A 25,868-nucleotide genomic window follows, 5' to 3' on the forward strand; every position below is an offset into this window, starting at 1 on the left:
GTGGCCAGGCGTTACGGCTGGCTCGCCGGCGTCGCTCGCAGTGAGAGGACGTGGGCTGGGTTGCTGTGCGGATCGAGGCGCACGTAATTGGCATGCCGCCAGTGGTACGACTCGCCCGAGAGCTCATCGTCCACGACGAATTCGGCGCCCCAATCGAGGCCGAGGCCCGGCATGTCCAGCCAGACCGTCGCCTCGTGGGTGTTGTGTGGATCGAGGTTGACCACCACCAGAACCACATCGCCTAGGCCGTGCCGTCGTGTGGACGCGTCATAGGCACCGGGCAGCCGCTTGGAGAAGCAGATCATGTCCGGGTGGTCGATGTTGTGGAACCGTAGGTTACGCAGTTCCTGGACCGCCGGGTGTGCTCTTCGGAACAAATTGAGGGTCGTAATGAACGGAGCCAGGCTCCGGCCCTCGCGCTCGGCGGTGGCCCAGTCGCGCGGCCTCAGCTCGAATTTCTCGCTATTGAGATATTCCTCGCTTCCCGGTCGTACCGGGGTGTTCTCGGCAAGCTCGTAGCCCGCGTACACGCCCCAGGCAGGGGACGCCATCGCCGCCAGGACGGCTCGGATTTTGAACGCCGGCATGCCGCCGTTCTGGAGGTATTCGTGAAGGATGTCCGGAGTATTCACGAAAAGGTTGGGTCGCAGGTAATGCGCGGTTTCGTGAGACAGCTCCGAGAGGTAGCCCTCGAGGTCGGCCTTGGAGTTCTTCCAGGTGTAGTAGGTGTAGGACTGATGGAAGCCGACCTTGGCGAGGGCGCGCAGCATCGGGGGGCGGGTGAAGGCCTCCGACAGGAACAGCACGTCCGGGTCGATGGTCTTTACCTCGGCCAGCAGCCGTTCCCAGAACGCCACCGGCTTGGTGTGCGGGTTGTCGACCCGGAAGATCCGCACGCCGTGGTCCATCCAGTGCCGGACGACCCGCAGGACCTCGGCGTAGACGCCCTCGGGGTCCTTGTCGAAGTTCAGCGGGTAGATGTCCTGATATTTCTTCGGCGGGTTCTCGGCGTAGGCGATGGACCCGTCGGCCCTGATCGTGAACCACTCCGGATGCTCCTTGACCCAGGGATGGTCGGGGGAGCACTGCAGGGCCAGGTCGAGCGCCACCTCCAGGCCCAGCTCGCGGGCCCGCGCCACGAAGGCGTCGAACTCCTCGATCGTGCCGAGGTCGGGGTGGATGGCGTCGTGGCCGCCGTCCTCGGAGCCGATCGCCCAGGGGGAGCCGACGTCGTACGGCTCGGGGTGCAGGGTGTTGTTACGACCCTTGCGGAACGTCTCGCCGATCGGGTGGATCGGCGGCAGGTAGACGACGTCGAAGCCCATGCGGGCGACGGCCGGCAGCCGCTCGGCAGCAGTCCGGAAATTTCCGGACTTGGGGATCGTGCCCTCCTCGACGAGGGCGCCTTCGGAGCGGGGGAACAGCTCGTACCAAGAGCCGTACAGCGCCCGCCTCCGGTCCACTCTGACGCGGTGCCTCGGCCCGCGCGTGACCAGCTCACGCAGCGGGTGGACGGCCAGCGCGGCGGCCGTCTCGGGCAGCTGCGCCATCGCCAGCCTGGCCCGCGGATCGAGATCGTCGTCGCGCAGCCGGTCGGCCACCTCTTGCAGGATCGCGCGGTGGGCGCACTTGTCGCAGCCCGCCTGCCGCACGGCCTTCGCGGCGCGCTCGAAGATGCGCGCGCCCTCCTCGCACATGAGATCGGCGTCGATGCCACGAGGGATCTTGATCCCGGCGTCGTGCAGCCACGTGGCGACCGGGTCGCTCCAGGCCTCGACGCGGAACTGCCACTCGCCCTCCGAGGGCAGCGTCACCTCCACGGCCCAGCGGTCGGTGCCGGGAGCGGTCTCGCGCATGAGCTGCAGGCGCCCGCGTTCACCTTTGGGGTCGGTCAGCACGACCCCGGCGGCCACCGCGTCGTGTCCCTCGCGGAACACGGTGGCGCTGATCTCGAAGGTCTCGCCGGCCGCCGCCTTCGCGGGCCATTGCCCGCAATCGACAACAGGGTAAATGTCCTGTATTGGGATTCGTCCGATCATCGCGTCTCAAGGTAGCGGCGACGCGCCGGGCGCCACCGGGAGTTGTGAGGGCAGGTAATGATCTTGCTTTCAAGTAGGTGGTTCCGGCGGGATCGCCGGGGTGTGGGCGGGCATGGTGGTGTTCACCCCGAAGTGACGGACTCTCTCCGGGGCTGGAGGTGTGGTGAGGCTCTTACATGGGACTGCCCCCATAGTCGCTCTTCAAGCCTGCTTGAGGGAAGTCAGGGGATACTTGGGGTGGGTTGTGTCCCTTAACGTCATCCTGAGGGCATCACCCGGACATGATCAAGTTGAGATCACCGTGACGAGTCGTCTTTAGTGAGGTTTGAGCTGCTTGGGTAGCGGTGAGAGCGAAACGCATGAGATCTGGTAGGCGCACAAGAGTGTTTCGGTCGCGCGTCGTGGCGCTGAGTAACTAGGGTCTGGCCCCGTGAGAGCTATCCGCAGGTTCACCGTCCGTACCGTCCTTCCCGTGGAGCTGGCCGCCCTTGGCGAGCTGGTCCACAATTTGCGCTGGTCATGGCACCCCGAGACCATGGACCTGTTCGCCGAGGTGGATCCCGACACGTGGCAACGGGTCGGGCACGACCCGGTGGCGCTGCTCGGGGCGGTGGAGGCCGACCGGCTGGCCGAGCTGGCCCGTGATCGCAGGTTCCTCCGCAGGCTGGCCGACGCCGCGGACGACTTGCGGGAGTACATGACCGCGCCGCGCTGGTACCAAACCCTGCCCGACGCGCCGGCGGCCATCGGTTACTTCTCGCCCGAGTACGGCATCGCCGCCGCGCTCCCGCAGTACTCCGGGGGCCTCGGCATCCTCGCCGGCGACCACCTGAAGGCCGCGAGCGACCTGGGCGTGCCGATCCTCGGTGTCGGTCTGCTCTACCGGCATGGCTACTTCAGCCAGTCGCTGTCGCCCGAGGGCTGGCAGCAGGAGCACTACCCGAGCCTGGACCCCGGCGGCCTGCCGTTGAGCCTGCTCAAGGAGGAGGACGGCACGCCGTCCCGGGTGGCCATCGCGCTCCCCGGCGGCCGCGCGCTGCACGCGCAGATCTGGGTGGCCCAGGTGGGCCGCGTCCCGCTGCTGCTGCTCGACTCCGACGTGTCGGAGAACGACAACGCCGCGCGCGACGTCACCGACCGGCTCTACGGCGGCGGCACCGACCACCGGCTCATGCAGGAACTGCTGCTCGGCATCGGCGGCGTGCGGGCACTGCGGGCGTACTGCCGGATCACCGGCCGCACCCAGCCGGAGGTGTTCCACACCAACGAGGGCCACGCGGGCTTCCTCGGGCTCGAGCGCATCCGTGAGCTGACCGAGCACCGGCTGTCCTTCGACGAGGCGCTGGAGGCCGTCCGCGCGGGCACGGTCTTCACCACGCACACGCCGGTGCCCGCCGGCATCGACCGGTTCCCCGCCGAGATGATCGAGAAGCAGTTCGGCGGCGACAACGCCTGGCCGACCGTGCCCGTGGAGCGCATCCTCGCGCTGGGCGCCGAGCCCGGCACGCCGGAGGCCGCCGTCGGCGAGTCGGTCTTCAACATGGCCGTCATGGGCATGCGGCTCGCTCAGCGGGTCAACGGCGTCTCCAAGTTGCACGGCGCGGTCAGCCGCGAGATGTTCAAGGGCCTGTGGCCCGGGTTCGACCTCGACGAGATCCCGATCGGCTCGATCACCAATGGCGTGCACGCCCCGACGTGGGTCGCGCGCGAGGTGATGGAGCTGGCGGGCAAGGAGCTGCCCTCGCTGATCGAGAAGGCCCAAGGCTGGGAAGGGGTGCAGAAGCTCTCCGACGAGGACATCTGGGCCATCCGGGGACGGCTCCGCCGCCGGCTGGTCGAGGCGGCCCGCGACAGGCTCAGGGTTTCCTGGCGGGAGCGTGGCGCCTCCACCGCCGAGCTGGGGTGGATCGACGAGGCCCTGGACCCGGACGTGCTGACCATCGGCTTCGCCCGGCGGGTGCCCTCCTACAAGCGGCTGACGCTCATGCTGAAGGACCCCGACCGGCTGAAGGAGCTGCTGCTCGACCCCGAGCGGCCTGTCCAGATCGTCATCGCGGGCAAGGCGCACCCGGCCGACGAGGGCGGCAAGAGGCTGATCCAGCAGATCGTGAAGTTCGCCGACCGCGAGGACGTGCGCCACCGCATCGTCTTCCTGCCCGACTACGACATGGCCCTCGGCCAGGAGATGGTCCAGGGCTGCGACGTATGGATGAACAACCCGCTGCGTCCCCTGGAGGCCTGCGGCACCTCGGGCATGAAGGCCGCGCTCAACGGCGGGCTCAACTTGTCCATCAGGGACGGCTGGTGGGACGAGTGGTACGACGGCGACAACGGCTGGGCGATCCCCACGGCCGACGGCGTGGAGGACCCCGACCGCCGTGACGAGCTGGAGGCCTCCGCGCTGTACGACCTGATCGAGCGGGAGGTCGCCGACCGGTTCTACGACCGTCCTGGCGACGCGCACCCGCGGCGCTGGCTCGACATGGTCAAGCACACGCTCAGCTCGCTCGGGCCAAAGGTCCTGGCCGGCCGCATGCTGCGCGACTACGTCGTCGACCTGTACACCCCGGCCGCCAAGTCGGCGCGGGAGCTGTCCAAGGGCGAGCACGCCAAGGCGCGCGAGTTCGCGGCCTGGAAACTGCGGGTCACCCGCGCCTGGCCTGGGGTGCGCGTCGAGCACATCGAGACGTCGGGCATCGGCGACACTCCCGAGCTGGGGGCGGCGATGGAGGTGCACGCGACGATCGCGCTGGGCGAGCTGTCGCCCGACGACGTGAGCGTGCAGGCGGCGTACGGCAAGGTGGGCGTGCACGACGAGCTGCTCGAGCCGTCGTACGTCACGCTCTCGGCCGAGGCGCTCGGCGACGACGGCAAGGCCACCTACACCGGGATCGTGCCCCTCGACCGCACGGGCGCGTTCGGGTACACCGTCCGGGTGGTGCCCTCGCATCCGCTGATGTCGTCCCCGGCCGAGCTGGGGCTGATCGCCGTCCCCGAGGAGCCCGTCGGCATGACCAACGGCACGCTGCGCTAGAGGAACTCCCTCTGCGCCGTACCCTGCAGGGACGAATAACTACAAATCCGTCAAATCAGCATATAGACCTCGAATGTACTGGCCTCGAGTGGGCAGGGCTGACGGGAGGCGACGCGATTTCAGCCATGAAGGAGCGTGACCCGTCATGGAAGGCTGGACGTTCGAGGGACAGCCGGGGGAACTGGGCGACACCACGATCACCATGGTCGAGGGCGGCTCCTTCTGCGTCTGCCAGCAGAACGGCGACATCCTGCCCGGCGGGGCCGAAGGCGTGTACTACGCCGACACGCGCCTGGTGTCCCGCTGGGAGCTGCGCATCGACGACGCGCCCCTGGAGAGCCTGAAGGTACTGCCGGCGGAGCCCTACCACGCCACCTTTCTCAGCCGGATCCCTCCCCGGCCGGGGAGGGCCGACAGCACGATGCTCGTGATCAGGGACCGCTACGTCGGCGGGGGCCTGCGCGAGGACGTCACCCTGCGCAACCTCGCCGACGAGAGCGCGGGGTGCCTGGTCACCCTCCTCGTCGCCTCCGACGTGGCCGACCTGTTCGAGGTGAAGGCCCACCGCATCACCTACGCCACCGACATCGAGACCGCCACGGATCGCGGCGGTTTGCGGATCGTCTCCGCCAGCCGCTCCCGCGGGGCCAGGGTGACCGCGGACTGGGGGGAAGGCGAGATGGTCGCCGTCCCCGGCCTGCTGACGTTCAGGGTCGTCGTCCCCGCGCGCGACGAATGGCGGGCGACCTTGGAGCTGGACCCCATCCTGGACGGGGAGGAGGTGCCCGCCTGGTTCTCCCGCCGGCATCCGGTCGAGCGCGCCGAGCCCGCCATGCGCCTGGCCGAATGGGAGCGCGGCAGCCCGGCGATCACCACCACCAACATCACGCTCGCCCAGACCCTCCGCAGGTCCAGGACCGACCTCGGGAGCCTGCGCCTGTTCCGCCCCGACCTTCCCGACGCACTGCCGTCCATCGCCGCCGGCGCCCCCTGGTTCATGACCCTGTTCGGCAGGGACTCCCTGATCACGTCGTGGATGACCCTCCCGCTCGACCAGACGCTGGCCCTCGGCACCCTCCACCGCCTCTCCGAGACCCAGGGGACCAAGGTCAACCTGCTGAGCGAGGAGGAGCCCGGCAAGATCCTGCACGAGCTGCGGTACGGCGTGGAGCCCGGGATACCGTCTTCCGGCGGCGGCCGGCCGTACTACGGGTCGGTCGACTCCACCCCGCTGTTCGTCATGCTCCTCGGCGAACTGCGCCGCTGGGGCATGGACCCCGGCGAGATGCGCCGGCTGCTGCTCTACGCCGACGCGGCGCTGGCCTGGATCGAGGACTACGGCATGCGCGACGGGTTCCTCAGCTACCGGCGCAAGACCGACCGCGGCCTGGTCAACCAGGGATGGAAGGACTCCTTCGACGGCGTCACCTACGCCGACGGCAGCCTGGCCCGGCCCCCCATCGCCCTCGCCGAGGCGCAGGGGTACACCTACGCGGCCTACCTCGCGCGCGCCCACCTCGCCCACGAGACCGGCGAGGCCGACGTCGAGCGGCGCTACGAGAAGCAGGCGGCCGAGCTGCGCGGGGCGTTCAACGAGCGGTTCTGGATGCCGGAGCGCGGCTACTACGCGATGGGCCTGGACGGCGACGGGCGCAGGATCGACGCGCTCGCCTCCAACATGGGGCACTGCATGTGGACCGGCATCGTCGACGAGGACAAGGCGGCCTCCGTAGCCGAGCACCTGCTCTCGCCCGCCATGTTCAGCGGGTACGGCGTGCGCACCCTGGCCTCGACAATGGGCGCCTACAACCCGATGAGCTACCACAACGGGTCGGTCTGGCCGCACGACAACGCGCTCGTCGCCGCCGGGCTGATGCGGTACGGCTTCGTCGAGGAGGCCCAGCGGATCGCCGAGGGCCTGCTGGACGCGGCGCACGAGTGCGCCGGACGGCTCCCCGAGCTGTTCTGCGGCTTCGACCGCGACGAGTTCCCGACCCCCATCCCGTACCCGACCTCGTGCGCGCCGCAAGCATGGGCCGCCGCCTCGCCGCTCAGCCTCATGCGGACGCTGTTGCGGTTCGAGCCGTGGCTTCCCTACGGCAAGATCTGGGTGGCGCCGGTCCTGCCCGAGCGGTACGGCCGGATCCGCATGACCAACCTGCCCTTCGGCTCCGGCAGGTGCACGGTCGAGGTCAAAGAGCGCGGCGGCCCCGCCGTCATCACCGGCCTTCCCCCCGGCGTCACGGTGTACGACGTGCCACGCCCGCCCACCGCCACCTGGGTCCCGGACGCGGAATGACCATGCGACGGCAGCCTCACGGCAAGGGCTGGAACCCCGGCCTCGGTACCCGGCGCCGGTCGACCACGGCCAAGCACTCGCGTGGCGACGGGAGCCCCTGCCAGCTGCGCATCGCGATGGTGGCGCCGCCCTGGACGCAGGTGCCGCCCACCGGGTACGGCGGCATCGAGGCCATGCTCGCCGACCTGGTCCGCGGCCTGCGGCGGCTCGGTGACGAGGTGACGCTCATCGGGGCGGGCGCCACCACCACGGGCGCCCCCTTCCTGCGCACCTACCGGCGCCCCCCCTTCGAACGCATCGGCGAGGCCATGCCGGAACTGGTGCACGCGGCCCTGGCGGCCCGGCTGGCCGCCGGGGTGGACGCCGACATCGTCCACGACCACACCCTCGCGGGAGCCCTCACCGCCGCGACCAGAGCCGGCCCGACCGTGATCACCTGCCACGGCGCGGTCGACGGTGAGCTGGGGGAGTACTACCGCGCCCTCGGCGACGCGGTCTCCCTCGTGTCGATCTCCCTCGCCCAGCGGGCCCTCGCCCCAGACCTCAACTGGGTCGGGCAGGTGTACAACGGCGTCCACGCGCCGTCGTACCCGTTCGTGGAGCGCAAGGAGGACTGGGTCCTGTGGCTCGGCCGGTTCAGCAGGCACAAGGGGGCCCACCTCGCCATCGACGCGGCCCGAGCGGCCGGCCGGAGCATCGTCCTGGCCGGCAAGCTCATCGAGCCGGAGGAACACGCCTACTTCCACGAACACGTCATGCCGAGACTCGGGTCCGACGCGCGCTACGAGGGGGAGGCGAGCGTCGCCCGCAAGCACGAGCTCCTCGGCGCGGCACGGTGCCTGGTCTTCCCCATCACCTGGCCGGAGCCCTTCGGCATGGTGATGATCGAGGCCATGGCGTGCGGCACGCCGGTCGTCGCGCTCGGCCTCGGATCGGTGCCCGAGGTCGTCGTGGACGGGGTCACCGGTCTCATCCGGCACTCCCCGTACGAACTCCCCGCCGCCATCGAGGCCGCCGGCGCCCTGAACCCCCGCGACAGCCGCAACCACGTCGAACGGACCTTCAGCGTGGACGCCATGGCGGAGGGCTACCGGCGGATCTACCGAGAGCTCGTCACGCACGCCACCGCCCTCCCAGGCTCACACGCCCGCTGAACGCGGCGGCTCACGCGGGGGTGGTCTGGCGGGCACGCCCCCATCCTCGGGTGGCGAGATCCTCCGCGATGGCGGTCATCGAGGCGTTGAGAGCGCCGCTGAACACGCGCGCCTGGGCGGTCAGCTCGGGCCCGGCGCCCTCCGGAGACCCCGCCGTGAAAGGCGGCCGGGGATCGTATTCCATGATGAGCTGGGTGAACCGGGCGACGTCCTCGCCGAGAAGTTCGGCGAGCACCACCAGCCCGAAGTCCAGACCGGCCGTCACACCGCCGCCCGTGATGCGGTTGCGGTCGACGACCACGCGTTCGCTGACGTTCTCCGCCCCGAACAAGGCCAGGACGTCCCGTCCTGTCCAGTGGGTCGCCGCCCGATAGCCCCGGAGGAGCCCCGCGGCGCCCAGGATCAGCGAGCCGCCGCACACCGAGGTGACGTACTTGGCGCGGGCGCCGCGGTCTTCGAGGAAGGCCAGGACCTCCTCGTCCGCCGCCACCTCGTCCTGGGCGAGCCCTCCTGGCACGAACAGCACGTCCAGCTCGGCGGGGCAGTCCGCGAGAGTGGCCGTGGGCAGCACGGCCACGCCGGTGTCGGAGACCACGGGGTCCATCGTCTTCCAGACCAGGTGCACGTCCATCGTGCGGGCGAGGGCGGTATGCGGCGCGAAGAGGTCGAGCAGGGTCAGGCCCGGGTACAGCAGCATCGCCACCTGCGGGCGGGGCTGGGCGGCGCGGGCGCTACCGACGTCGGTCATGGGGATCCTTCCGGCTCGGCCGCGAGATCATCGCGGAGTGGCGTGGTGTGCGTTTCGTCTTGGGCAGGTGGAGAGACCCCGGCAGGGGTGGCGTTCAGGCGCCGATCGGCGGCGGCGAGCCGGCGCAGTGCCAGCAGGCCGCCGATACCGGGAATGAGGGCCAGGGCCTTCGCCATGCCGTCCGCCGCCGGCGCGCGGAGGGTCGCGGCGACGACGAAGAGGTAGGCGCAGCCGTGCGAAGGGCCCAGCAAGGAGGAGATCTGCGGGACGTGGGCGGTGGCCACGTTCAGCAGCAGAAGGACGAGGGTGACGGCTTCGGCGCGCGCGGCGAGCCGGAGCGGGCGTGAACGCACGAGGTCAGGCTCCTGTGGTGGATCCAGGCCGGACGATCATCAAAATGGTGACCGCCGCCCAGAGGACGTTGAACACGCCGGTGTACATGGCCAGCCGAACCCCGGCCCGCCCCCGAACGGCGAACCCGCTGGATGGGCCGTCGGGTGTGTCACCGGAAGTGCCGTCGGGTGTGCCCTGGGCGGTGCGGTCGGAGGTACGGCTGGATGGGACGTCGGAGGTACGGTCGGAGGTGCCGTGGGAGGTGCGGTCGGAGGTGCCGTGGGAGGTGCGGTCGGAGGTGCCGTGGGAGGTGCGGTGGGGTGTGCCGTCGGCGGCCCCCGCTTTCTGGTCCGCTGGTCGGCCCACTGCCCGGCCCACTGCCCGGTCCGCTGCCCGGTCCTCGTGCTGCGGGACGACGGAAGCCTCGTCCCGGTGCCGTAGGACGGCGAGTGCCTGCTCCTGGCGGGGGAGGACGGCGAAGGCCAGGACACCGGCGGCCGCGGCGGTCAGCAGGATCGATGCGATCAGCCAGGCGTCACCGAGCACCCCGAGAGCGCTCGCGGTGGCGAAGCCGAAGACCGGCACGGCGATGCCGGCTCCGGCGTAGACGCGGCAGATCCGATGCAGGGTCCGCAGCGAGGCCGGCGCGGCCGGGTGTTCAGCGGCGGAGGCCGCCTGGATGCGGCGCAGGGCCGGCGGGAACATGCTGGCGGCTACCGCGACCGGCCCCACCGCCAGGATGGCCGCCAGCACGTGCAACGACAGAAGGATCTTCGTCATGGCGTGCCGGTGCCCCTCACGCGGACAACAGGACGTCGCCGCCCGTGCCCGCGGCCTTTCTGCCGGTTCTCACCTTTGGCCTAAGGATGACTTCGGACGAGGTGGTACGGCCGTGGGGTGCAGGGACCATGGATGCTTTCCGTTTCATGCAGGCAGGATGTGCGGACGCCGTCGACGCTAATGATCGCGGCGCCGAGGAAACAGTGGCATTAATGCCTAAGACCCACGGAATATCGCCAACCGTTTCTGCGGCGTATCGGCGAACCTTGGGAGTGGTAGTCGGGACCTTGGGTGGCATGGTGGGGCACCGTGTGTCTCGCCAACCTGTGTGATCGGCCGACGACCTTGCGTGTGGGGGCGACTCTTTGGCCAGCGTGGTGAGCGCCGCGGACGGGGTCTCGCCCACCCTCTGCGACGTGGCGACGATCTTAAGGATGTGGTGGGAACCGCGCATGGCCTGGGTGATTGCGCATGGGGCTCGGCAACATGGTGTGGTGTGCCGATGATCGCGCGGGTCTCGGAGCGCGCGTGTGGGAGCTTGATGCAGCGGCGTTCGGTCAAGGCGTTCAGGTACTACGTCGCGGTCGCGATCACGGCAGTGGGGGAAGCCGGGTGGTGTTGGCGGTAATCAGCTGCCGTCGTATGTTTCCGCCATGCATACAGTGGCCGTGCTCGCCCTGGACAACGTCATCCCCTTCGACCTGTCCACGCCGCTGGAGGTCTTCGGCCGCACCCGGCTGCCCGGCGAGCGTCCCGGATACCGGGTGCGCGTCTGCGCCCCTGCATCGCACGTCGAGGCCGGGCTCTTCACCCTCCAGGCCCGCGCGGGGTTGGAGGCCCTGGCCGACGCCGACACCATCATCGTGCCCGGCACCGCCACTCCCTTCGCGCCCGTCCCCGATCCCGTGCTGGACGCGCTGCGCATCGCGGGAGCCGCGGGCACCCGGGTGGCGTCCATCTGCGCGGGCACCTTCACCCTGGCCCAGGCCGGGCTGCTCGACGGGCTGCGCGCGACCACCCACTGGCTCGTCGCCCCTGAGCTCGCGCGGCGATACCCCCGCATCGGCGTCGATCCGGACGTCCTGTACGTCGACAACGGCCAGATCCTCACCTCGGCCGGCGCCGCCGCAGGGCTCGACCTGTGCCTGCACATGATCCGTCGCGACTACGGATCGGCCGTCGCCGCCGACGCCGCGCGCCTGTCCGTCATGCCCTTGGAAAGGGAGGGGGGCCAGGCCCAGTTCATCGTGCACGAACAGCCGCCCGCGCCCCAGGGCTCCGCTCTGGATCCTCTGCTGCGCTGGCTGGAGGACAACGCCGGCCGCGAACTCACCCTCGACGAGATCGCCCGCCACGCCGGCATGAGCACCAGAACCCTGCTGCGCCGCTTCCGGGAGCAGATGGGCACCACACCCTTGCAGTGGCTGCACCGCGCCCGCGTCCGCCAGGCGCAGCACCTCCTGGAGACCACCGGGCACTCCGTCGAACGCATCGCCGCCCAGGTCGGATTCGGTTCTCCCACGGCCTTCCGCGACCGCTTCAAACGCATCACCGGCGTCACCCCTCAGTCCTACCGCCACGCCTTCCAGTAGACGGCCTGAGAAGCGCCGGAGATGGGCCCCGTCCGTGGCACAGGTCTCTTTTGCAAGCGCGACCTTCGTGCCCGGGCACCCTGCTTTCATGCGGATTGTGTGGATCTGAACGGCAGCTTCTGCGGACCCGTTGCGCGGAAAGGGTCGCCATCCAGAAGCCAGAAGCCAGAAGCCTTCGCTTGAGCCCTTCAAGAACGGCGTAGCAGCCGGATCAGGACGATAACGGCAAGAACGAACAGGACCGCTCCCAGGAATGCCGCGCCGCCGATGATCAGCTCGTATGCGCGCGGGATGAGTGGGCTGTTCGTCTCCTCGGACACGGTGTGCTCCTTGGTAAAGGGCGAGCCATCCGATGGTACGTGGACGTCCGCTGGAGCGTCGTGAGCGGCACTTCAGGAGGTCCGTGAGCTGGGCGTCTCGGCGTATGGGCGAACCTGACGACTATGGCGACCATGGCACGTAGTCATTGGTTTGTGTCGAAACCTCGCGGTCGCCGAGTGTGAACTTCCTGGCGAGCCCTTCAGGCAGGAAATATCCGTAATGGATGCCATTTAACATCGCGAATTGTCGGATTCCGGAACATTGCACCCGAGATGACGTTTCCTGGGGGGCTCGCAAACTCGTAGCCACCCTGACGCCTCCCGCTGCGCCCCTACCGTCACTACCACGACCAGGTCATCCGCTGCCAGATGCCGCCGATGCTCCCTATTCCGGCCAATTAGGTCAGCTGTGGCGAGGAGCCTTGAATTGTTCATCTCGGGCATTTAACGCCGGTGGAATCGGGTTGCGAGTTACCTCGGCGTGTGAAATTATTCGTACAGGCTTTCGAATGACATTGGAGGTGCGGCGTGGCTGATTCTGCAAGGCGTGATTGGTCACGTCCGCCAGGGCGCGGTGTGCTGGGTCCGGCGTGGTGGGCGGCGGTGGTCGCACGTTCCAGCGCTTGCTCTAGTGACGGCTCGGCTGCCCGAGACATCGATCCGCTGGTCGATCCGCTGGTCGAGCCGGGGGTTGATCCGCTCAGCGACGCGCATGACGCCCAAGCCCGTGACGTCCCTCCGCGTCCTCCTGTCGGTCTCAAGCATGCGAGTGCGGGTGCGGGTGCTGATGGCGCTGCTACCGGGGCTGGTGCGGGCGGCCGGGCGTCGTGGGTGTTGGTGGGACGGGTGCGGGAGGTCGCCGAGGAGTTGGCGGTGGCTGGGGTGCCGGAGTCGCCGGCGGTGTGCATGGCCGAGGTGGAGGATCTTTCGTTCGCACGTGATCGGCTGACCTCGGCGATCGCGGCGCGGGTGGGGCGGGTGCATGGGTCGGGTGAGGCCAGGAGCCGGGGGCATGCCTCGACCAAGACGTGGTTGCGGTCGGAGTGCGGGATGAGCATGGCCGGGGCGGGGCGTGTGGTCGGTTTGGCGGTGGAGCTGGCGCGTCTGCCGCTGGTGCGCGAGCGGTTCGCGGCGGGGACCCTGACCGAGGGGTTGGTGTCGGCGATCTGTGGTGCCGTCGCGCCGTTGACCGATGATCAGGCCCAGCTGTCCGAGCCGATCCTGGTCCGTCTGGCCGATCAGGCGAGCCCGGTGGAGGTGGCCCGGGCGGGTCGTTACCTGCGCGAGGTGCTCTCCCCTGACGAGGCGGCGCAGGAGGCCGACGCCGACTACGCGGCGCGGTTCCTCATCGTGCGCCCGACCGATTCGGGTGGGGTGGAGGGGGAGTTTCGGTTGCCGCGTGAGGCCGCCGGCCGGTTGCGGGCGCTGCTGGACGCCTACGCCAAGCCTCGGGCCGAAGGCGATGATCGCCCGCTGCGGGTGCGAAACGCTGATGCGTTGATCGCGCTTTTGGAGAAGAAGATCACCACTGAGCTGCTGGTCCTGGTCAACGCCGGTTCCCTCCCCGACGACCCTCCCGAGCCGACGTGCGCGGAGCACGGCACTCCCACAGCCCCCGATGCCGTCGCCTCGACCGAACCGACTCCAACATCCATGAAAGTCGTCAGGCCCTCTCGTTTCTCCCGGGGAGATGCGGGGTGTGTGGAAGGTGGCGGGGCTGTCGTGCCGCCTGCCGAGGCAGCGGGTCTCGTGGGTGCTGTCGGGTCTTCTCGGGTCTTGGTGGGTGGTGCCGCCGGGTGTGTGGGAGGTGGCGAGCCTGTCGTACCGCCTGTGGGCGCTGGGGGTTCCGTGGAGGCTGTGGGGTCTTCTCGGTTCTCGAGTGGTGATGCCGCCGGACGTGTGGAAGGTGGCGGGCTCGTCGTGCCGCCTGTCGAGGCTGCGGGTTCCGTGGAAGCTGTCGGGTCTTTTCGGTTCTCGGGGGGTGATGTCGGGCGTGTGGGAGGTGGCGGGGCTGTCGTGCCGCCTGTCGAGGCAGCGGGATCCGTGGACGCTGTCAGGTCACTCCGGTTCTCGCAGGGTGTGGGAGGTGGCGGGTCTGTCGGGTCGGCTTCTGGGGGTGCGCAGGCTGCACGAGTCGGCGGGGCTGTTGGTGATGGGTGCGGGAGGTGCGGGCATAGGGCGGATCGGTGGTTGCCTGGTCTCTTGGCGGCTACCGGGCAGTTGTTGCCGGTCGGGGATGTCCAGCGGCTGGCCCGCACTTCCACCTTGGTGCGGATCGTGATGGACGCCCAGGGGCAGGTGCTGGACATGGGTCGCAAGGTACGGCTCGCCACTCCTGCCCAGCGGCGGTCGGTGGTCGCGCGATATGCCACCTGCTGGGTGGACGGTTGCCCGCTCCCCGCCACCATGTGCCAGCTCGACCACGCCGACGGCTGGGCAGAAGGTGGACCGACCGACCTGGCCAACCTCGGACCGGCCTGCCAGTTCCACAACCGCGACCGTTACCGCCACCCCGACCGCTACCAACGCCGTCGTGTCGGTAAAGACCGCTGGAGCTACACCTATCTCGGCCGTACCCCCCGCCCACACCAGCGGACATGAGGTCCAAGCGGGTTGCGAACGCTGCAGTTCGCCAGCGGACATGATGTCCAGCGGGTCGTGAGCACCCCAGTTCCACTAGCGAACCGGCTGGGCTGGGTGATTGGCCGATTTCGGCGTGCCATCGCATGGGGGGCTGTTGTCGGTGGGCTCGCGACGGAACGTTCGGTTCGCGACGGATGACGGATCGTTCGGGACGTGACGGATCGTTCGGCAACGTGATCGTTCGGCAACGTGACAGATCGTTCGAGTCGTGACGGAGGGTCAGGCGAGCTTGTCCAGGGTGGTGATGTCGTCGCTGGTCAGGTGCAGGTGGGCAGCAGCCAGGTTCTCCTCCAGGTGGGCGAGGGAGGAAGTGCCAGGGATGGCGAGGGTGACCGGTGAGCGGCGGAGGAGCCAGGCGAGTGCCACTTGTGCTCGGGTGGCGCCGTACCGGTCGGCGATCTCATCGAGCGTTGTGAGCTGTTCGACGGTCGGGGCCATCCCGGGCGGGGCCTGCGAGAGGTCCAGGGCGGGGCGTAGCATCCCGGCGGCGAGGGGGAAATAGGGACGAACGCGATACCGGCGTCCTCGCACACGGACAGGACATCCGCGCTGGATCGGTCGAAGATGTGGAAGCGGTTCTGCACCGCCACCACGGGGGCGATCTCCAGGGCCTCGGCGAGCCGGCCTGTCGTCACGCCGCTGAGCCCGAGGTGGTGGATGAGCCCGCGCCGCCGCAGCTCGGCGAGCGTGCCGAACGACTCGGCGAAGGGCGTGTCGCCGGGGAACATGAGCCCGTCCCCGCCCGCCCGCAGGTACACCAGGTCGAGGCGGTCCTTGCCCAGCCGGACGAGGTTCTCTTCGACCTGTTCGCGGAGCTGCGCCGGTTCGCCGGCGGCGTTCCAGCTCTGCCACTCGTCTCGGACCACGCCCACCTTGGTGGCGATGACCAGGTCGCCGGGATAGGGGAGTGGCCTCTCGGGCCCGTCGCGGGCCGGCTGCCTCGTCCGTGAGCCGATCTCGCATCCTGTGAAGAGCCTCTGGGCGGCGCAGTCAGGCTTCCCTGTCAGGAAGCGTGATGGAACAGGAATCTTCGCGATTCGGGTAGATCATGGTTTGCCGTTAAAGTGACCGGCCATGGCGCGGTTCGTGATGCGTGTCCTGGCACCCCTGCGGGTTCGGCGCGCCGTACTCGGCCGGTTCGATGCCCGTTATGTCACGCGGGCCGATCACCGGCAGGACGTCCGGGATGCCCTCTGGGAGGTCCAGGCGGTCAAGCGTGAGATCGAGGCCCTGCGGCGCGAGGTCGAGCAGCTCCGCAAGGAGATCAGGCGCGGGACTTCCGCGTCCCCTGGCGCGGCCGCCGCCACGAAGGCCGAGGAGGCGCTTCGGCTCGCCACGGAGACCGCGTCGGCGGTGGATCATCTGCTCCAGGAGGAGATCCGGCTCTGGCAGGCGATCGACGGCATCCGCGAGGACGGCGCCGCTCCGATCGGTGAAGGCGCCGCTCCGGTGGATCAAGGCGCCGCTCCGGTCGATCAAGGCGTTGCTCCGGCTGCCGGAGATGCGGCTCCCTCTGACGCCGCTCCCCGTGGTGCCGCTCCCCGTGGTGCCGCTCCGAAGCGTGGCGGCAGAGCCGGGAGGGCCGCTCCCGGCGATGAGGCGGCTTCGTGAGGGCGAGCTGGGCATTCGAGGAGGGCCTCTGGCGGCTGCGCCTCCGGCTGGACGCCGGTGAGGAACTTGCCGGAACCGTCACCGATGGGCAGCGGGTCGAACTGGCCACTGACACGTGCCACGTGCGTCTGCCGCGTAGCACAGGCCCTACCGCTACCGGCCGCACCGCTACCGGCTCTGCCGCTATCGGCCGCACAGGAACCGGCTCTGCCGCTATCGGCCGCACCGCTACCGGCTCTGCCGCTATCGGCCGCACAGGAACCGGCTCTGCCGCTATCGGCCGCACCGCTACCGGCTCTGCCGTTAACGGCTCCGCTGCCGGTCTCGACTCGGTTCATCCCGATCTGCTGGCGCTCGCGGCCTGGACCGTCGCCGCGCCGTGGGCGGTGGGCCGCGTCGTCTTCGACCGGCCGATCTCTCCTGACCTGGCCGAGGCGTTCCACAGCGGCTGGGGGATCGAGGCGGGGCCCGTCGGTGGGACGCCCCGGTCGGGCACGCGGCTGGCGATCTCCTACAGCGGCGGCGCCGATTCGGCCGCCGTGGCCGCGATGCTGCCGGACGCGCCGCTGATCCACTTCCGCAGGGTGAGCCATCCCCGGATCCCGAACCGGTGGACGCACTACAGGTCGGACGTGCTGGCGGCGCTCGCGGAGAAGACCGGCAGGGACGTGACGCCCGTCGAGTCGGATCTTGAGTTCCTGCTGCGGTCCCCGCGCCCGGGGTACCCCGAGCATCACGCCGTCATGGTGGGCGCCATCCTGCTCGCCGATGCCATGGACCTGGGGGGCGTGGCCCTGGGCTACGAGATCGGCTCGCGGTGGCTGGGCGGTGGCCGGTACGTCCACCGGTTCACGCCGGACAACCCGATGTGGTCCGGGCACGGGCCGTGGGGCCGGCTCTTCGCCGCCGCGGGACTGCCGCTGGTGCTGCCGGTAGGCGGGATCAGCGAGGCGATGACCATGCGGCTCGCGCTCGGGTCCGAGCTGCGCGACCAGGTACGCTGGTGCTTGCGCGGCGACGGCAGCGGGCCGTGTGGCCGGTGCGGGAAATGCCTGTACAAGGAGCTCATCCAGGCTGCCGTCGAGCGGCGTCCGATGCGTACGACGATCACCGCCGACCGTCCGGTCGCCCGCAAGTGGCAGCAGCCCCCGCCCTACGGGGGCCAGGAGATGATCGAGTACGGCTGCGCCCACGTCCCGGGCATCGAGGACACCCCCTTCGCCCGTGCGGCCGAGTACCTCAAGGCCACGCCGGAGTCCACGCGGTGGCTGGAGCGGTGCTACCCTCCCGCCGTCGAGGAGATCCCCGCGCGGTGGCGGGGCACGATCGAGACGATCATGGCCCGCGAGTTCGGCTTCATGGAGGCCGGCGACGTCAAGCGGGTAGAGAGCTGGGGAGGGCGATGAAGGTCTATGTGTCGGTCGACATGGAGGGTGTGACCGGGCTCACCGACCCCGAGGAGATGCACACCGGAGGCCGCGGCTACGAGCGCGGTTGCGAGCTGATGACGGCGGACGCCAACGCGGTGATCGCGGGGGCCTTCGAGGCCGGCGCCTCGACGGTGACCGTGAACGACGCCCACGGCTCGACCAAGAACCTCCGCGTCGACCTGCTCGACCCGAGGGCCTCGCTGATCCGGGGACCGGGCAAGCCGATGCGCATGGCGCAGGGGCTGACCGCCGACTTCCAGGCCGCCTGCTTCGCCGGCTACCACGCTCGCGCCGGGGTCCAGCACGGTGTGCTCAACCACACGTGGATGGGCAAGGAGATCCAGAACGTCTACCTCAACGGCGAGGTCTGCGGCGAGACGCGGCTGGTGGCCGGGGTCGCCGGGTTCCTCGGAGTGCCGGTGGCGCTGGTCACCGGTGACGAGGCGGTGTGCGAGGAGGCGCGGGAGCTCCTCGGCGACGTGGAGACCGTCGCGGTCAAGAAGGGCATCGACAGGTTCGCCGCCGAGCTGCTGCCGCCCAGCGTCGCCCAGGCGCTGATCAGGGAGGCCGCGGCCCGGGCGATCAACCGGCTGAGCGACTTCCGGCCGTACGTGATCGCCCCGCCGTTCACGCTGGGGATCGAGTGGAACTCCACGGCCATCGCCGCGGGTTGCTCCCTCATCCCGGGCGTCCGGCAGGCGGGCCCGCGGCACATCGAGTTCACCACCGAGGACTTCAGGGACATCATGGCGCTGCTCGGCCTCTTCGCGATGATCGCGGGTCAGGTGGCGTGCAGCAGCGGCGTGTACGGCTGAGCCTGTGCGAAACGATGGCTTACCGGGGCAAGATGGCTTACCGGGGCAAAGGGATGGCCTGACGCGGCGGTCGCTGCTGGTCGGCATCGGCGCGGCCGGTGGCGCGGGCGCGATGTACGCCGCGATGGGGGCGCTGGGACTGGCCCCGGCGAAGGGCACGCCGCCCGTGCCGGTCGTCGGCGGGACGGCCGCCCCCTCGCCGTACGTCCCGCCGCAGCGTTCGGACTTCGCCCTGCGCGGCGGGCGCCCCGCGTCGGTGCTCGTGCTCGGCGCGGGCGTGGCCGGCCTGGCGTGCGCGTACGAGCTGGGCAAGGCGGGGTACGACTGCACGGTGCTGGAGGCCCGCGACCGGGTGGGCGGGCGCAGCCTCACCTTGCGCGGGGGCGACACCGTGACCGAGCTGCCCGTCCAGGGCGCGGCCGGCTCGGCGTCCCCGGGGGACACGCAGCGGGTGACCTTCGGGGAGGGCACGTACTTCAACGCGGGTCCCGCCCGCATCGCCCAGTGGATGGTGACGCTCGACTACTGCCGCGAGCTGGGCGTCCCGCTGGAGGTGTTCGTCAACTCAAACTCGGCCGCCTACGTGCTCACGGCCGGGATGAAGGCCCCCGTGCGGGTCCGGACGGCACGCGCCGACGCCTACGGGTACATCTCCGAGCTGCTGGCCAAGGCGGCCGACGCCGGGGCGCTGGACGCCCGCCTGACCGGCGCCGACAAGGAGCGACTGCTGGACTTCCTGTCCGCCTTCGGGGAGATCGGCCCGTCCCACGACTACACCGGGGGCGAGCGGCGCGGCTACCGGGTGAACCCGGGCATCGGGCAGGGGTCCGAGCTCGGCGCCCCTCCCTCGCTCACCGAGGTCCTGAGCCAGGGCCTCGGCCGGGTGCTGACCATGGACGCGGGCTACGAGCAGGCGATGCCGATGTTCCAGCCGGTGGGCGGGATGGACGCCATCGTCCACGCGCTGGCGCGGCAGGTGGGCGCCGATCGGATCAGGACCGGCACGCGCGTCACGAAGATCACGAACACCCCGGACGGGGTCGAGGTGGCGGTCGAGGGCGGCGCGCCGCTGAGGGCCGAGTACTGCGTCGCGGCCCTTCCTCCGCATCTGCTCGCCCGCATCCCGGGCAATCTCGGCGCCGACGTCCAGGCCGCCCTGGCCACTCCGGTCCCGCTGGCGGCGGGCAAGCTCGGCCTTGAGTACGGCCGGCGCTGGTGGGAGATCGAGGACCGCGTGTACGGCGGCGCCACGGAGACCGACCTGGACGTCGGCCACATCTGGTACCCCTCCCACGGCTTCCACGGCCCGCGCGGCCTGGTCGTGGGCTACTACAACACCGGCGAGGACGCCGATTCCTACAGCGAGATGACCCACGCGCGGCGCCTGCGCCGGGCCATCGCGCAGGGGCGCAGGGTCCACGGCGCGAAGTACGGCGCCGATCTGCTGGCGAGCGCCTCGGTCTCCTGGCGGCGGCAGCCGCACATCGAGGGCGCTTGGGTGCGCTGGCCGTCGATGGGCGGGTTGAGGCTGCTCCAGCGCCCGGCCGGGCGGGTCTACTTCGCGGGGGATTGGCTCACCCATCTGATCGCCTGGCAGGCGGGGGCCTTCGAGTCGGCCCGTAAGGTGGTCACCGAACTCCACCATCGCGTGCTGAAGGAGGCATGACCCATGAAGCTGGGCACGCTCGAGTGGGTGCCCGCCGGGGAACGGCCGGACCTGCTCGCCGACCCGGTCGCCCGCGCGGTCCAGACGATGACCGACGAGGTGGCGGTGGCGCCGATCGACCCCGCGCTGGCCGACACCGCCGCCTTCTGCGAGCGGTACGCCGTGGCGCTGGACGATTCGGCCAACTGCGTGATCGTGGCGGCCAAGCGGGGCGGTGAGACGCGGTACGCGGCGGTCATGGTGCTCGCGACGATGCGCGCCGATGTCAACGGGGTGATCCGCCGCCACCTGGACGCGCGCAAGGCCTCCTTCGCCCCGCAGCCGGACGCCGTCGAGCTGTCCGGCATGGAGTTCGGCGGCATCACTCCTCTCGGGCTCCCCGAGGACTGGCCCGTGCTGGTGGACGCCGAGGTCGCGCGGCGGCCGTACGTGGTCATCGGCAGCGGAATCCGGGGCTCCAAGCTGGCGCTCGCGGGCGAGGCCCTCACCCGTCTCAAGACCGCTGAAGTGGTCTCTCTCGCCCAGTGACCGGCCCTGGTCACAAGAGTTTCCCGTTTTGGGAAACCGATGGGCCTGGTTCAGCCGTTGTACTACCGGGAATGTCGCCTCTTGGTTCCTCTCATGGGCGGGGTTTAAGCCGGTATGGTGCTACGTGCCGTCAAGGGCTGCGAGTGCGCGGAGCGTGCTCGTGGCCACGCCGGGCTCAAGGGAGAGACCGGCGGCCGCGCGGGGGAGGTCGGCCGCCGGACGGCTGGCAATGGGGGTTGCCCGCCGCGAGGGCGTGCGGGTCCGCACCATGCGGATCCGTCGGTGTGCCATGCCATGATTCGCCGACCGGACCTTTCCGGTATGGGCATTGCACAAAGTGAGCGAACCGTGACAATTGGAGCAAGGCGCTTCCCTCCGGACATCAACGCCGGGGCACCGCCGGAGATCAGATGAATCAGGACGACCGATTGGGCCCCTACCGGCTGCTCCGGCGGCTCGGTGAAGGCGGCATGGGCGTGGTCCATCTCGCGCTCGACTCCCAGGGCAGGCAGGTCGCCGTCAAGGTGCTGCGTGCCGAGGTCACCGGAGACGACGTCGCGCGCCGCAGGCTCGCGCGCGAGGTCGAGACCATGCGGCGGGTGCGCAGCAGCCACATCGCCGAGGTGCTCGACGCCGACGTGACCGGCAGCCGTCCCTACATCGTGACCCGATACGTCCCGGGCAGCCCCCTGGACGACACGGTCAAGCAGGACGGGCCGCTGGAGGTCGGCCCGCTGCTCCGCCTCGCCCACGGCGTCGCCGAGGCGCTTGCCGCGGTGCACGCGGCCGGGGTCATCCACCGCGACCTCAAGCCCGGCAACGTGCTCATGCTCGACGGCGAGCCCGTCCTCATCGACTTCGGCATCGCCCAGGCCGTCGACGCCACCCGGCTCACCCAGACCGGCATGTTCATCGGCACCCCCGGCTACCTCGCCCCCGAGATCATCGAGGGGCACGAGGCGGGGCCCGAGGTCGACGTGCACGCCTGGGCGGGCACGATGCTGTACGCCGCCACCGGTCTGCCGCCGTTCGGCAAGGGCACGCTGGAGATGGTCTTCTACAACATCACCGCGGGCAAGGCCAACGTCGACGCCGCCCACGCCATCCTGCGTCCCCTGCTGCGCGCCGCGTTCCAGCGCGACCCGTCCAGGCGGCCCACCGCCGCCGAGCTGGCCGGGCAGCTCTCCCGGCTCGTGCCGCCGCGTACGGGGCAGGGCCGCGCGAGCGTGCCGGACGACATCCGCACCGAGCCTGACATGTCGGGCATGCCGGTCACGGGGACGTCGCTGTCCCGCCCCGACCTGCGCGCCGAGCCGCCCGGAGCCGGGCGCTCCCCGGCCCTCGACCCGCGCCTCGGCGCCGTCCCGTTCGTCCCGCCCGTCCAGCCCGAGACCCTCCCGGGCACGGCCGCGTCCGGCCCGCTTCCCGGGGCCGCCGCGGCCGCCGGCTCGGGTTCCGGCTCCGGCAAGGTGGGCGATCCGGGCGCCGCGTCCGGGGAGGAGTTCGTCTCCCTGCTCAGCGACGCGCCGCCGCCCCCCTCGGTGGGCGACCCCTGGCCCACGGTGCGAGTGACCGGCGAGGACCTCCGCAACGCGGGCATCGCCTTCGACCGCGCGGCGCGCACCCCCGCCTCCGGCGTCACCCCCGGCGCCTCCGGCGAGCGGGCGGCCGAGGGCGAGGTGCCCACCCGCTACGCCCCGCCGGCCCCGTCCCGTCCCTGGGATGCCGGCCGGCCCGGCCCGCTCGACCAGGGCGAGGTGCCGACGCGGCGCGTACGGCCCGAAGAGCTGAGCGAGCTCGACGGCAAGGCCAAGCCCTACGGCGCCACCCCCGCCACCCCGCCCGGCCGCCCCGGTTCCCCGGGTCCGCATGCTTCCCCGGGTTCGCATGGTTCGCACGGTTTCCCTGGACAGGATCCGCGCGGGTCCGCCCCGTTCCCGGGAACGGGCTCGCAGGGGTCCTCAGGGTTCCCGGCCGCGGGCTCATCGGCTTCTCAGGGCGCGCATGGGCCGGTGCGGCCGTACCACCAGGCGCTGTTCGAGCAGGCGCCCGACATCTTCGAGCAGACCCCGCACGTGCGTCAGGTGGCGGCGGCGCAGTCTTCGTACGTGCCGACCGTGCACCTGCCCCCGGAGGCCACGCCGGACTTCGGGTACCAAGGTCAGGGCGCCGGCGACATGCTGCGGCGCTCCCCGGTGTACACCGTGGCGAGCGTGCTGGCGCTGATCATCGTGGTCGGCGCGGCGGTCGTCCTGCCGGTCCTGGTGGCGGTGCTCGTGGTCCCCGCCGCCGTGCTTCTCAGGGCGGCGGACATCGCCCAGCCGGCGTTCGCCACCAGGCGCCCGGCACGGGACGCCGCGACCGACGTGCTGCGCGTGCTCGGGCGGCCCGGGGCGCTGCTCAAGTCCATCGGCATCACGATCGCCCTGGTGCCGTACGCCCTCATCCTCGGCGTGCCGGTGACGCTGGTGCTCACGTTCCTGATCGACAGCGTGCCACCGGGCACGGCGCTGAGCTGGGGGGTCGCCGTCTCCCTGTGGATCATCTGCGCGGGGCCGGGTGTCGAGGGGCCGGCCCGCCAGATGAGCAGGACGCTCGCCTCCGCGTTCCCGTCCAAGAACGCGGCCATGGCGCTCGCCTGGGTGCTCGGGGTGGTGGCCACGCTCGTGGCCGTCTATGCCGTGAGCACGCTCATCATGCCCGTTGGGGAGGCAGTCTGGAGTCCGGTGAACGTGGACACCTGGCTACAACGGTTGGAAGGCCTTCGGAGCAAGGCAGGATGACGGGGGAAACGGTGCCGGAGACGCTGGACAGACTCGGTCCTTACCGGCTGTTGCGCCGGCTCGGCGAGGGCGGGATGGGCGTGGTCCATCTCGGCCTCGACGGGGAGGGCAGGGAGGTCGCCGTCAAGGTCCTCCACCCGCATGTCGCGGCCGACCTGAAGGCGCGTGACCGGCTCACGCGTGAGGTCGAGACGATGCGCCGGGTGCGCAGCGCGCGCGTCGCCGAGGTGCTCGACGCCGAGCTCACCGCGGCCACGCCGTACATCGTCACGCGGTTCGCCCCCGGGCGCACGCTGGAGGAGACCGTCCTGACCGACGGCCCGCTGTCCGACCGCGAGGTCGTACGGCTGGCGCGGGGCCTGTCGGAGGCCCTGATCGCCATCCACGCCGCCGACGTCATCCACCGCGACTTCAAGCCGGCCAACGTCATGCTGGTCAACGGCGACCCGCTGGTCATCGACTTCGGCATCGCGCACCTGGTGAACGCGACCCGGCTCACCCAGACCGGCATGTTCGTCGGCACGCCCGGCTACCTGGCGCCCGAGATCATCAGGGACGACGAGATCACTCAGGCGGCCGACGTGCACGCCCTGGCCGCCACGGTGTTCTTCGGGGCGACGGGCAAGCCGCCGTTCGGGTCGGGCTCGTTCGAGTCCGTCTGCTACAACATCATGGAGGGCCGGGCCAACCTCGACCAGGCGCCGCCGTGGCTGCGCGGCTGGCTGCGCGCCGCCTTCGCGGTGAACGCCGGAGCCCGGCCGAACGCCCAGGGCCTGCTGGCGATGGCCAGGTCCCTCGATCCCCGCGTGACCGCCTTCCAGGAGACCGCGGCGCAGCCCGGGCACACCCGCAGGCTCGACAGCGCTCAGGCCAACGGGCGGATGCCCGACGGCACCCGCGTGCTCGGCGGGGCGGCGCCCGATCACCCCGCGAGCGGGTCCGCCCCCGACGCCACCCATGTGCTCAACGGCGGCGACCGCACGCCGGTGCTCAACGGCTCGGCGCAGGAGGAGCTTCCGCCGACCAAGCGCACCAAGCCGGCCTCCGAGGACAGCTACTCCGACCTGCTGCCGCCCGTGCGGTACGCCGAGCCCGAGCGCAGGCGCACCCGTGCCGACAGGCCGCCGCCCGGCCCGCCGGCCGCGTTCGCGCCGCCCCCGCCCGCCCCGGGCTACTCCCCGGCGCCGTACGCTCCTCCGGGGCAGTACGCTCCGGTGCCCTACCCCGACCAGCGGGTGGCCGGGCCGCCCCCGCCGGCCTATCCCGGGCCCACCCGCGGCACCGTGCCTCCGCCGCCCACGGCGGGCCAGTACCCGCCCGCCCAGGGACACGGCCCCTACGCTCCCGGCCAGGGCGGCGCGTACCCGCCCGACCGGGCACGCGGGCCGCACGCGCCCGAGCAGGAGCGCGGGCCCGAGCCCGACCGTCCCCGTTACCGCGCGGGGCACCCGGTGCTCGCCGCCCTGCTGCTGGCCGTGGCGGTCGCGAGCGCGCGCCTGCTTCCCGTGCTGATCAGCGTTCTGATGGTCGTCGTGGTGCTCTGCCTGCGCGTCGGGGAGCATCTCTGGAGCGATCTGGCGCAGCGCCGCTCGATCCGGGGCAGCAGCGCGAGCGACCCGCTGCTTGCCGTGCTCGGCACGCCGTGGGCGCTGATCAGAGCCACCCTCATGACGTTGGTGGTCACGCCCTTGGCCGTGATGTTCGCCATGTGCGTCTGGGGCGGGCTGCACTTCCTTGGGGGAATGACCACCGACTCCGCCGCCGCCTACGGGGCGTCGGCGTTCGTCCTGGGCCTGTTCCTGCTGCCGGGCGGCGGCGCGCCCCGCAAGGCGGTGGCGCGCACCCTGACGGCGGTGATCCGCAGTCCGGGCGCCGGGTTGATCCTGACGATCATCGTCGGCACGTTGGCGTTCTTCACGGTGGTGACCGCCATGTCCGCCGTCCCGTCGTGGATCCCCTGGCAGGCGCCGTCCAAGGCGATCGACGCCCTGGGGGAGCAGGCCAGGAGCAGCGCGACGGGGCTCATCGGCGGTCTGGTCGAAGATCTGATGAGAAACCTCGGAGTGGGCTTCCTGGCCTTCTGGGGCAGATGA

At 70.8% G+C, this 25,868-nt stretch carries 17 protein-coding genes and 2 pseudogenes; 13 read left to right on the plus strand and 6 right to left on the minus strand.

From position 1 onward, the window contains the following. Positions 1-11: 11 nt before the first annotated feature. Positions 12-2,039, minus strand: a complete 2,028-nt coding sequence (locus tag MYF83_RS00450) for an alpha-1,4-glucan--maltose-1-phosphate maltosyltransferase (protein WP_248958095.1) — start codon at positions 2,037-2,039, stop codon at positions 12-14. Positions 2,040-2,469: 430 nt separating this feature from the next. Between MYF83_RS00450 and glgP the strand changes: the two genes are divergently transcribed. The 3 genes from glgP to MYF83_RS00465 all read left to right on the plus strand — a co-directional run bounded on the left by glgP (position 2,470) and on the right by MYF83_RS00465 (position 8,526). Further along, the gene (gene glgP, locus MYF83_RS00455) at positions 2,470-5,073 is read left to right on the plus strand and encodes an alpha-glucan family phosphorylase (RefSeq protein ID WP_248958096.1); all 2,604 of its coding nucleotides are present in this window, start codon (positions 2,470-2,472) and stop codon (positions 5,071-5,073) included. A 145-nt stretch (positions 5,074-5,218) separates the two neighbouring features. Continuing rightward, positions 5,219-7,372 carry an amylo-alpha-1,6-glucosidase gene (locus MYF83_RS00460; protein WP_248958097.1) on the plus strand — a complete coding sequence of 718 codons (2,154 nt, stop codon included), beginning with the start codon at positions 5,219-5,221 and terminating at the stop codon, positions 7,370-7,372. A 2-nt stretch (positions 7,373-7,374) separates the two neighbouring features. Next, complete coding sequence (locus tag MYF83_RS00465; RefSeq protein ID WP_279338907.1) at positions 7,375-8,526, plus strand: glycosyltransferase family 4 protein; 1,152 nt, start codon at positions 7,375-7,377, stop codon at positions 8,524-8,526. 10 nt (positions 8,527-8,536) lie between these two features. On the opposite strand, the gene MYF83_RS00470 is transcribed toward MYF83_RS00465, so the two are convergent. Genes MYF83_RS00470 through MYF83_RS00480 form a run of 3 tightly spaced genes read right to left on the minus strand, consistent with a single transcriptional unit; the run spans position 8,537 to position 10,387 of the window. Beyond that, complete coding sequence (locus MYF83_RS00470) at positions 8,537-9,274, minus strand: DJ-1/PfpI family protein (RefSeq protein WP_248958098.1); 738 nt, start codon at positions 9,272-9,274, stop codon at positions 8,537-8,539. After that, positions 9,271-9,627, minus strand: a complete 357-nt coding sequence (locus MYF83_RS00475; RefSeq protein WP_248958099.1) for a hypothetical protein — start codon at positions 9,625-9,627, stop codon at positions 9,271-9,273. Before MYF83_RS00475 ends, MYF83_RS00470 begins: the two co-directional genes overlap by 4 nt. A 4-nt stretch (positions 9,628-9,631) precedes the next feature. Continuing rightward, entirely contained in the window at positions 9,632-10,387 is a 756-nt protein-coding gene (locus tag MYF83_RS00480) for a hypothetical protein (RefSeq protein WP_248958100.1), read from the minus strand. 653 nt (positions 10,388-11,040) lie between these two features. Between MYF83_RS00480 and MYF83_RS00485 the strand changes: the two genes are divergently transcribed. Beyond that, positions 11,041-11,979 (plus strand): GlxA family transcriptional regulator, encoded by a 939-nt coding sequence (locus MYF83_RS00485; protein WP_248958101.1) that lies wholly within the window; start codon positions 11,041-11,043, stop codon positions 11,977-11,979. Between the two features lie 188 nt (positions 11,980-12,167). Here the strand turns inward: MYF83_RS00485 and MYF83_RS42300 are convergent, their stop codons facing one another. Next, the gene (locus MYF83_RS42300) at positions 12,168-12,299 is read right to left on the minus strand and encodes a hypothetical protein (protein WP_279338908.1); all 132 of its coding nucleotides are present in this window, start codon (positions 12,297-12,299) and stop codon (positions 12,168-12,170) included. Positions 12,300-13,205: 906 nt separating this feature from the next. Here MYF83_RS42300 and MYF83_RS44105 point away from each other — a divergent pair. Further along, positions 13,206-13,817: pseudogene (locus MYF83_RS44105) on the plus strand (DUF222 domain-containing protein); the annotation flags it as partial. A gap of 672 nt (positions 13,818-14,489) precedes the next feature. Beyond that, positions 14,490-14,900: an HNH endonuclease signature motif containing protein gene (locus MYF83_RS00490; protein WP_248958102.1), complete on the plus strand. Its 411-nt coding sequence runs from the start codon at positions 14,490-14,492 to the stop codon at positions 14,898-14,900. A gap of 261 nt (positions 14,901-15,161) precedes the next feature. Here MYF83_RS00490 and MYF83_RS00495 read toward each other — a convergent pair. After that, positions 15,162-15,814 (minus strand): annotated as a pseudogene (locus tag MYF83_RS00495) (aldo/keto reductase). 202 nt (positions 15,815-16,016) lie between these two features. Here MYF83_RS00495 and MYF83_RS00500 point away from each other — a divergent pair. From MYF83_RS00500 to MYF83_RS00530, 7 genes are all read left to right on the plus strand, one after another. Next, positions 16,017-16,553 carry a hypothetical protein gene (locus MYF83_RS00500; protein ID WP_248958104.1) on the plus strand — a complete coding sequence of 179 codons (537 nt, stop codon included), beginning with the start codon at positions 16,017-16,019 and terminating at the stop codon, positions 16,551-16,553. Between the two features lie 386 nt (positions 16,554-16,939). Next, on the plus strand, positions 16,940-17,959 hold the full coding sequence (locus MYF83_RS43545) for a DUF6395 domain-containing protein (RefSeq protein ID WP_248958105.1): 1,020 nt from the start codon (positions 16,940-16,942) through the stop codon (positions 17,957-17,959). Next, complete coding sequence (locus tag MYF83_RS00510) at positions 17,956-18,798, plus strand: M55 family metallopeptidase (RefSeq protein WP_248958106.1); 843 nt, start codon at positions 17,956-17,958, stop codon at positions 18,796-18,798. The genes MYF83_RS43545 and MYF83_RS00510 overlap by 4 nt, the downstream gene beginning before the upstream one ends. A 112-nt stretch (positions 18,799-18,910) precedes the next feature. Further along, entirely contained in the window at positions 18,911-20,464 is a 1,554-nt protein-coding gene (locus tag MYF83_RS00515) for a flavin monoamine oxidase family protein (RefSeq protein WP_248958107.1), read from the plus strand. A 3-nt stretch (positions 20,465-20,467) separates the two neighbouring features. Further along, a complete protein-coding gene (locus MYF83_RS00520) occupies positions 20,468-20,992 on the plus strand; it encodes a YbaK/EbsC family protein (RefSeq protein WP_248958108.1) in 525 nt (174 codons plus the stop codon). Between the two features lie 410 nt (positions 20,993-21,402). Next, entirely contained in the window at positions 21,403-23,775 is a 2,373-nt protein-coding gene (locus MYF83_RS00525) for a serine/threonine-protein kinase (RefSeq protein ID WP_248958109.1), read from the plus strand. Next, positions 23,772-25,868, plus strand: coding sequence for a serine/threonine-protein kinase (locus MYF83_RS00530; RefSeq protein WP_248958110.1), 2,097 nt, complete (start codon positions 23,772-23,774; stop codon positions 25,866-25,868). The genes MYF83_RS00525 and MYF83_RS00530 overlap by 4 nt, the downstream gene beginning before the upstream one ends.

Source organism: Sphaerisporangium perillae (genome assembly GCF_023276435.1).
GTDB classification, from domain to species: domain Bacteria; phylum Actinomycetota; class Actinomycetes; order Streptosporangiales; family Streptosporangiaceae; genus Sphaerisporangium; species Sphaerisporangium perillae.

What these genes read in the sequence shown, in the direction of transcription:
- MYF83_RS00450 (WP_248958095.1), bottom strand. Translation starts at nt 2,039, where the DNA reads ATGATCGGACGAATCCCAATACAGGACATTTACCCTGTTGTCGATTGC.
- MYF83_RS00460 (WP_248958097.1), top strand. Translation starts at nt 5,219, where the DNA reads ATGGAAGGCTGGACGTTCGAGGGACAGCCGGGGGAACTGGGCGACACC.
- MYF83_RS00465 (WP_279338907.1), top strand. Translation starts at nt 7,375, where the DNA reads ATGCGACGGCAGCCTCACGGCAAGGGCTGGAACCCCGGCCTCGGTACC.
- MYF83_RS00470 (WP_248958098.1), bottom strand. Translation starts at nt 9,274, where the DNA reads ATGACCGACGTCGGTAGCGCCCGCGCCGCCCAGCCCCGCCCGCAGGTG.
- MYF83_RS00480 (WP_248958100.1), bottom strand. Translation starts at nt 10,387, where the DNA reads ATGACGAAGATCCTTCTGTCGTTGCACGTGCTGGCGGCCATCCTGGCG.
- MYF83_RS00485 (WP_248958101.1), top strand. Translation starts at nt 11,041, where the DNA reads ATGCATACAGTGGCCGTGCTCGCCCTGGACAACGTCATCCCCTTCGAC.
- MYF83_RS00500 (WP_248958104.1), top strand. Translation starts at nt 16,017, where the DNA reads ATGGCGCGGTTCGTGATGCGTGTCCTGGCACCCCTGCGGGTTCGGCGC.
- MYF83_RS00510 (WP_248958106.1), top strand. Translation starts at nt 17,956, where the DNA reads ATGAAGGTCTATGTGTCGGTCGACATGGAGGGTGTGACCGGGCTCACC.
- MYF83_RS00515 (WP_248958107.1), top strand. Translation starts at nt 18,911, where the DNA reads ATGTACGCCGCGATGGGGGCGCTGGGACTGGCCCCGGCGAAGGGCACG.
- MYF83_RS00520 (WP_248958108.1), top strand. Translation starts at nt 20,468, where the DNA reads ATGAAGCTGGGCACGCTCGAGTGGGTGCCCGCCGGGGAACGGCCGGAC.
- MYF83_RS00525 (WP_248958109.1), top strand. Translation starts at nt 21,403, where the DNA reads ATGAATCAGGACGACCGATTGGGCCCCTACCGGCTGCTCCGGCGGCTC.
- MYF83_RS00530 (WP_248958110.1), top strand. Translation starts at nt 23,772, where the DNA reads ATGACGGGGGAAACGGTGCCGGAGACGCTGGACAGACTCGGTCCTTAC.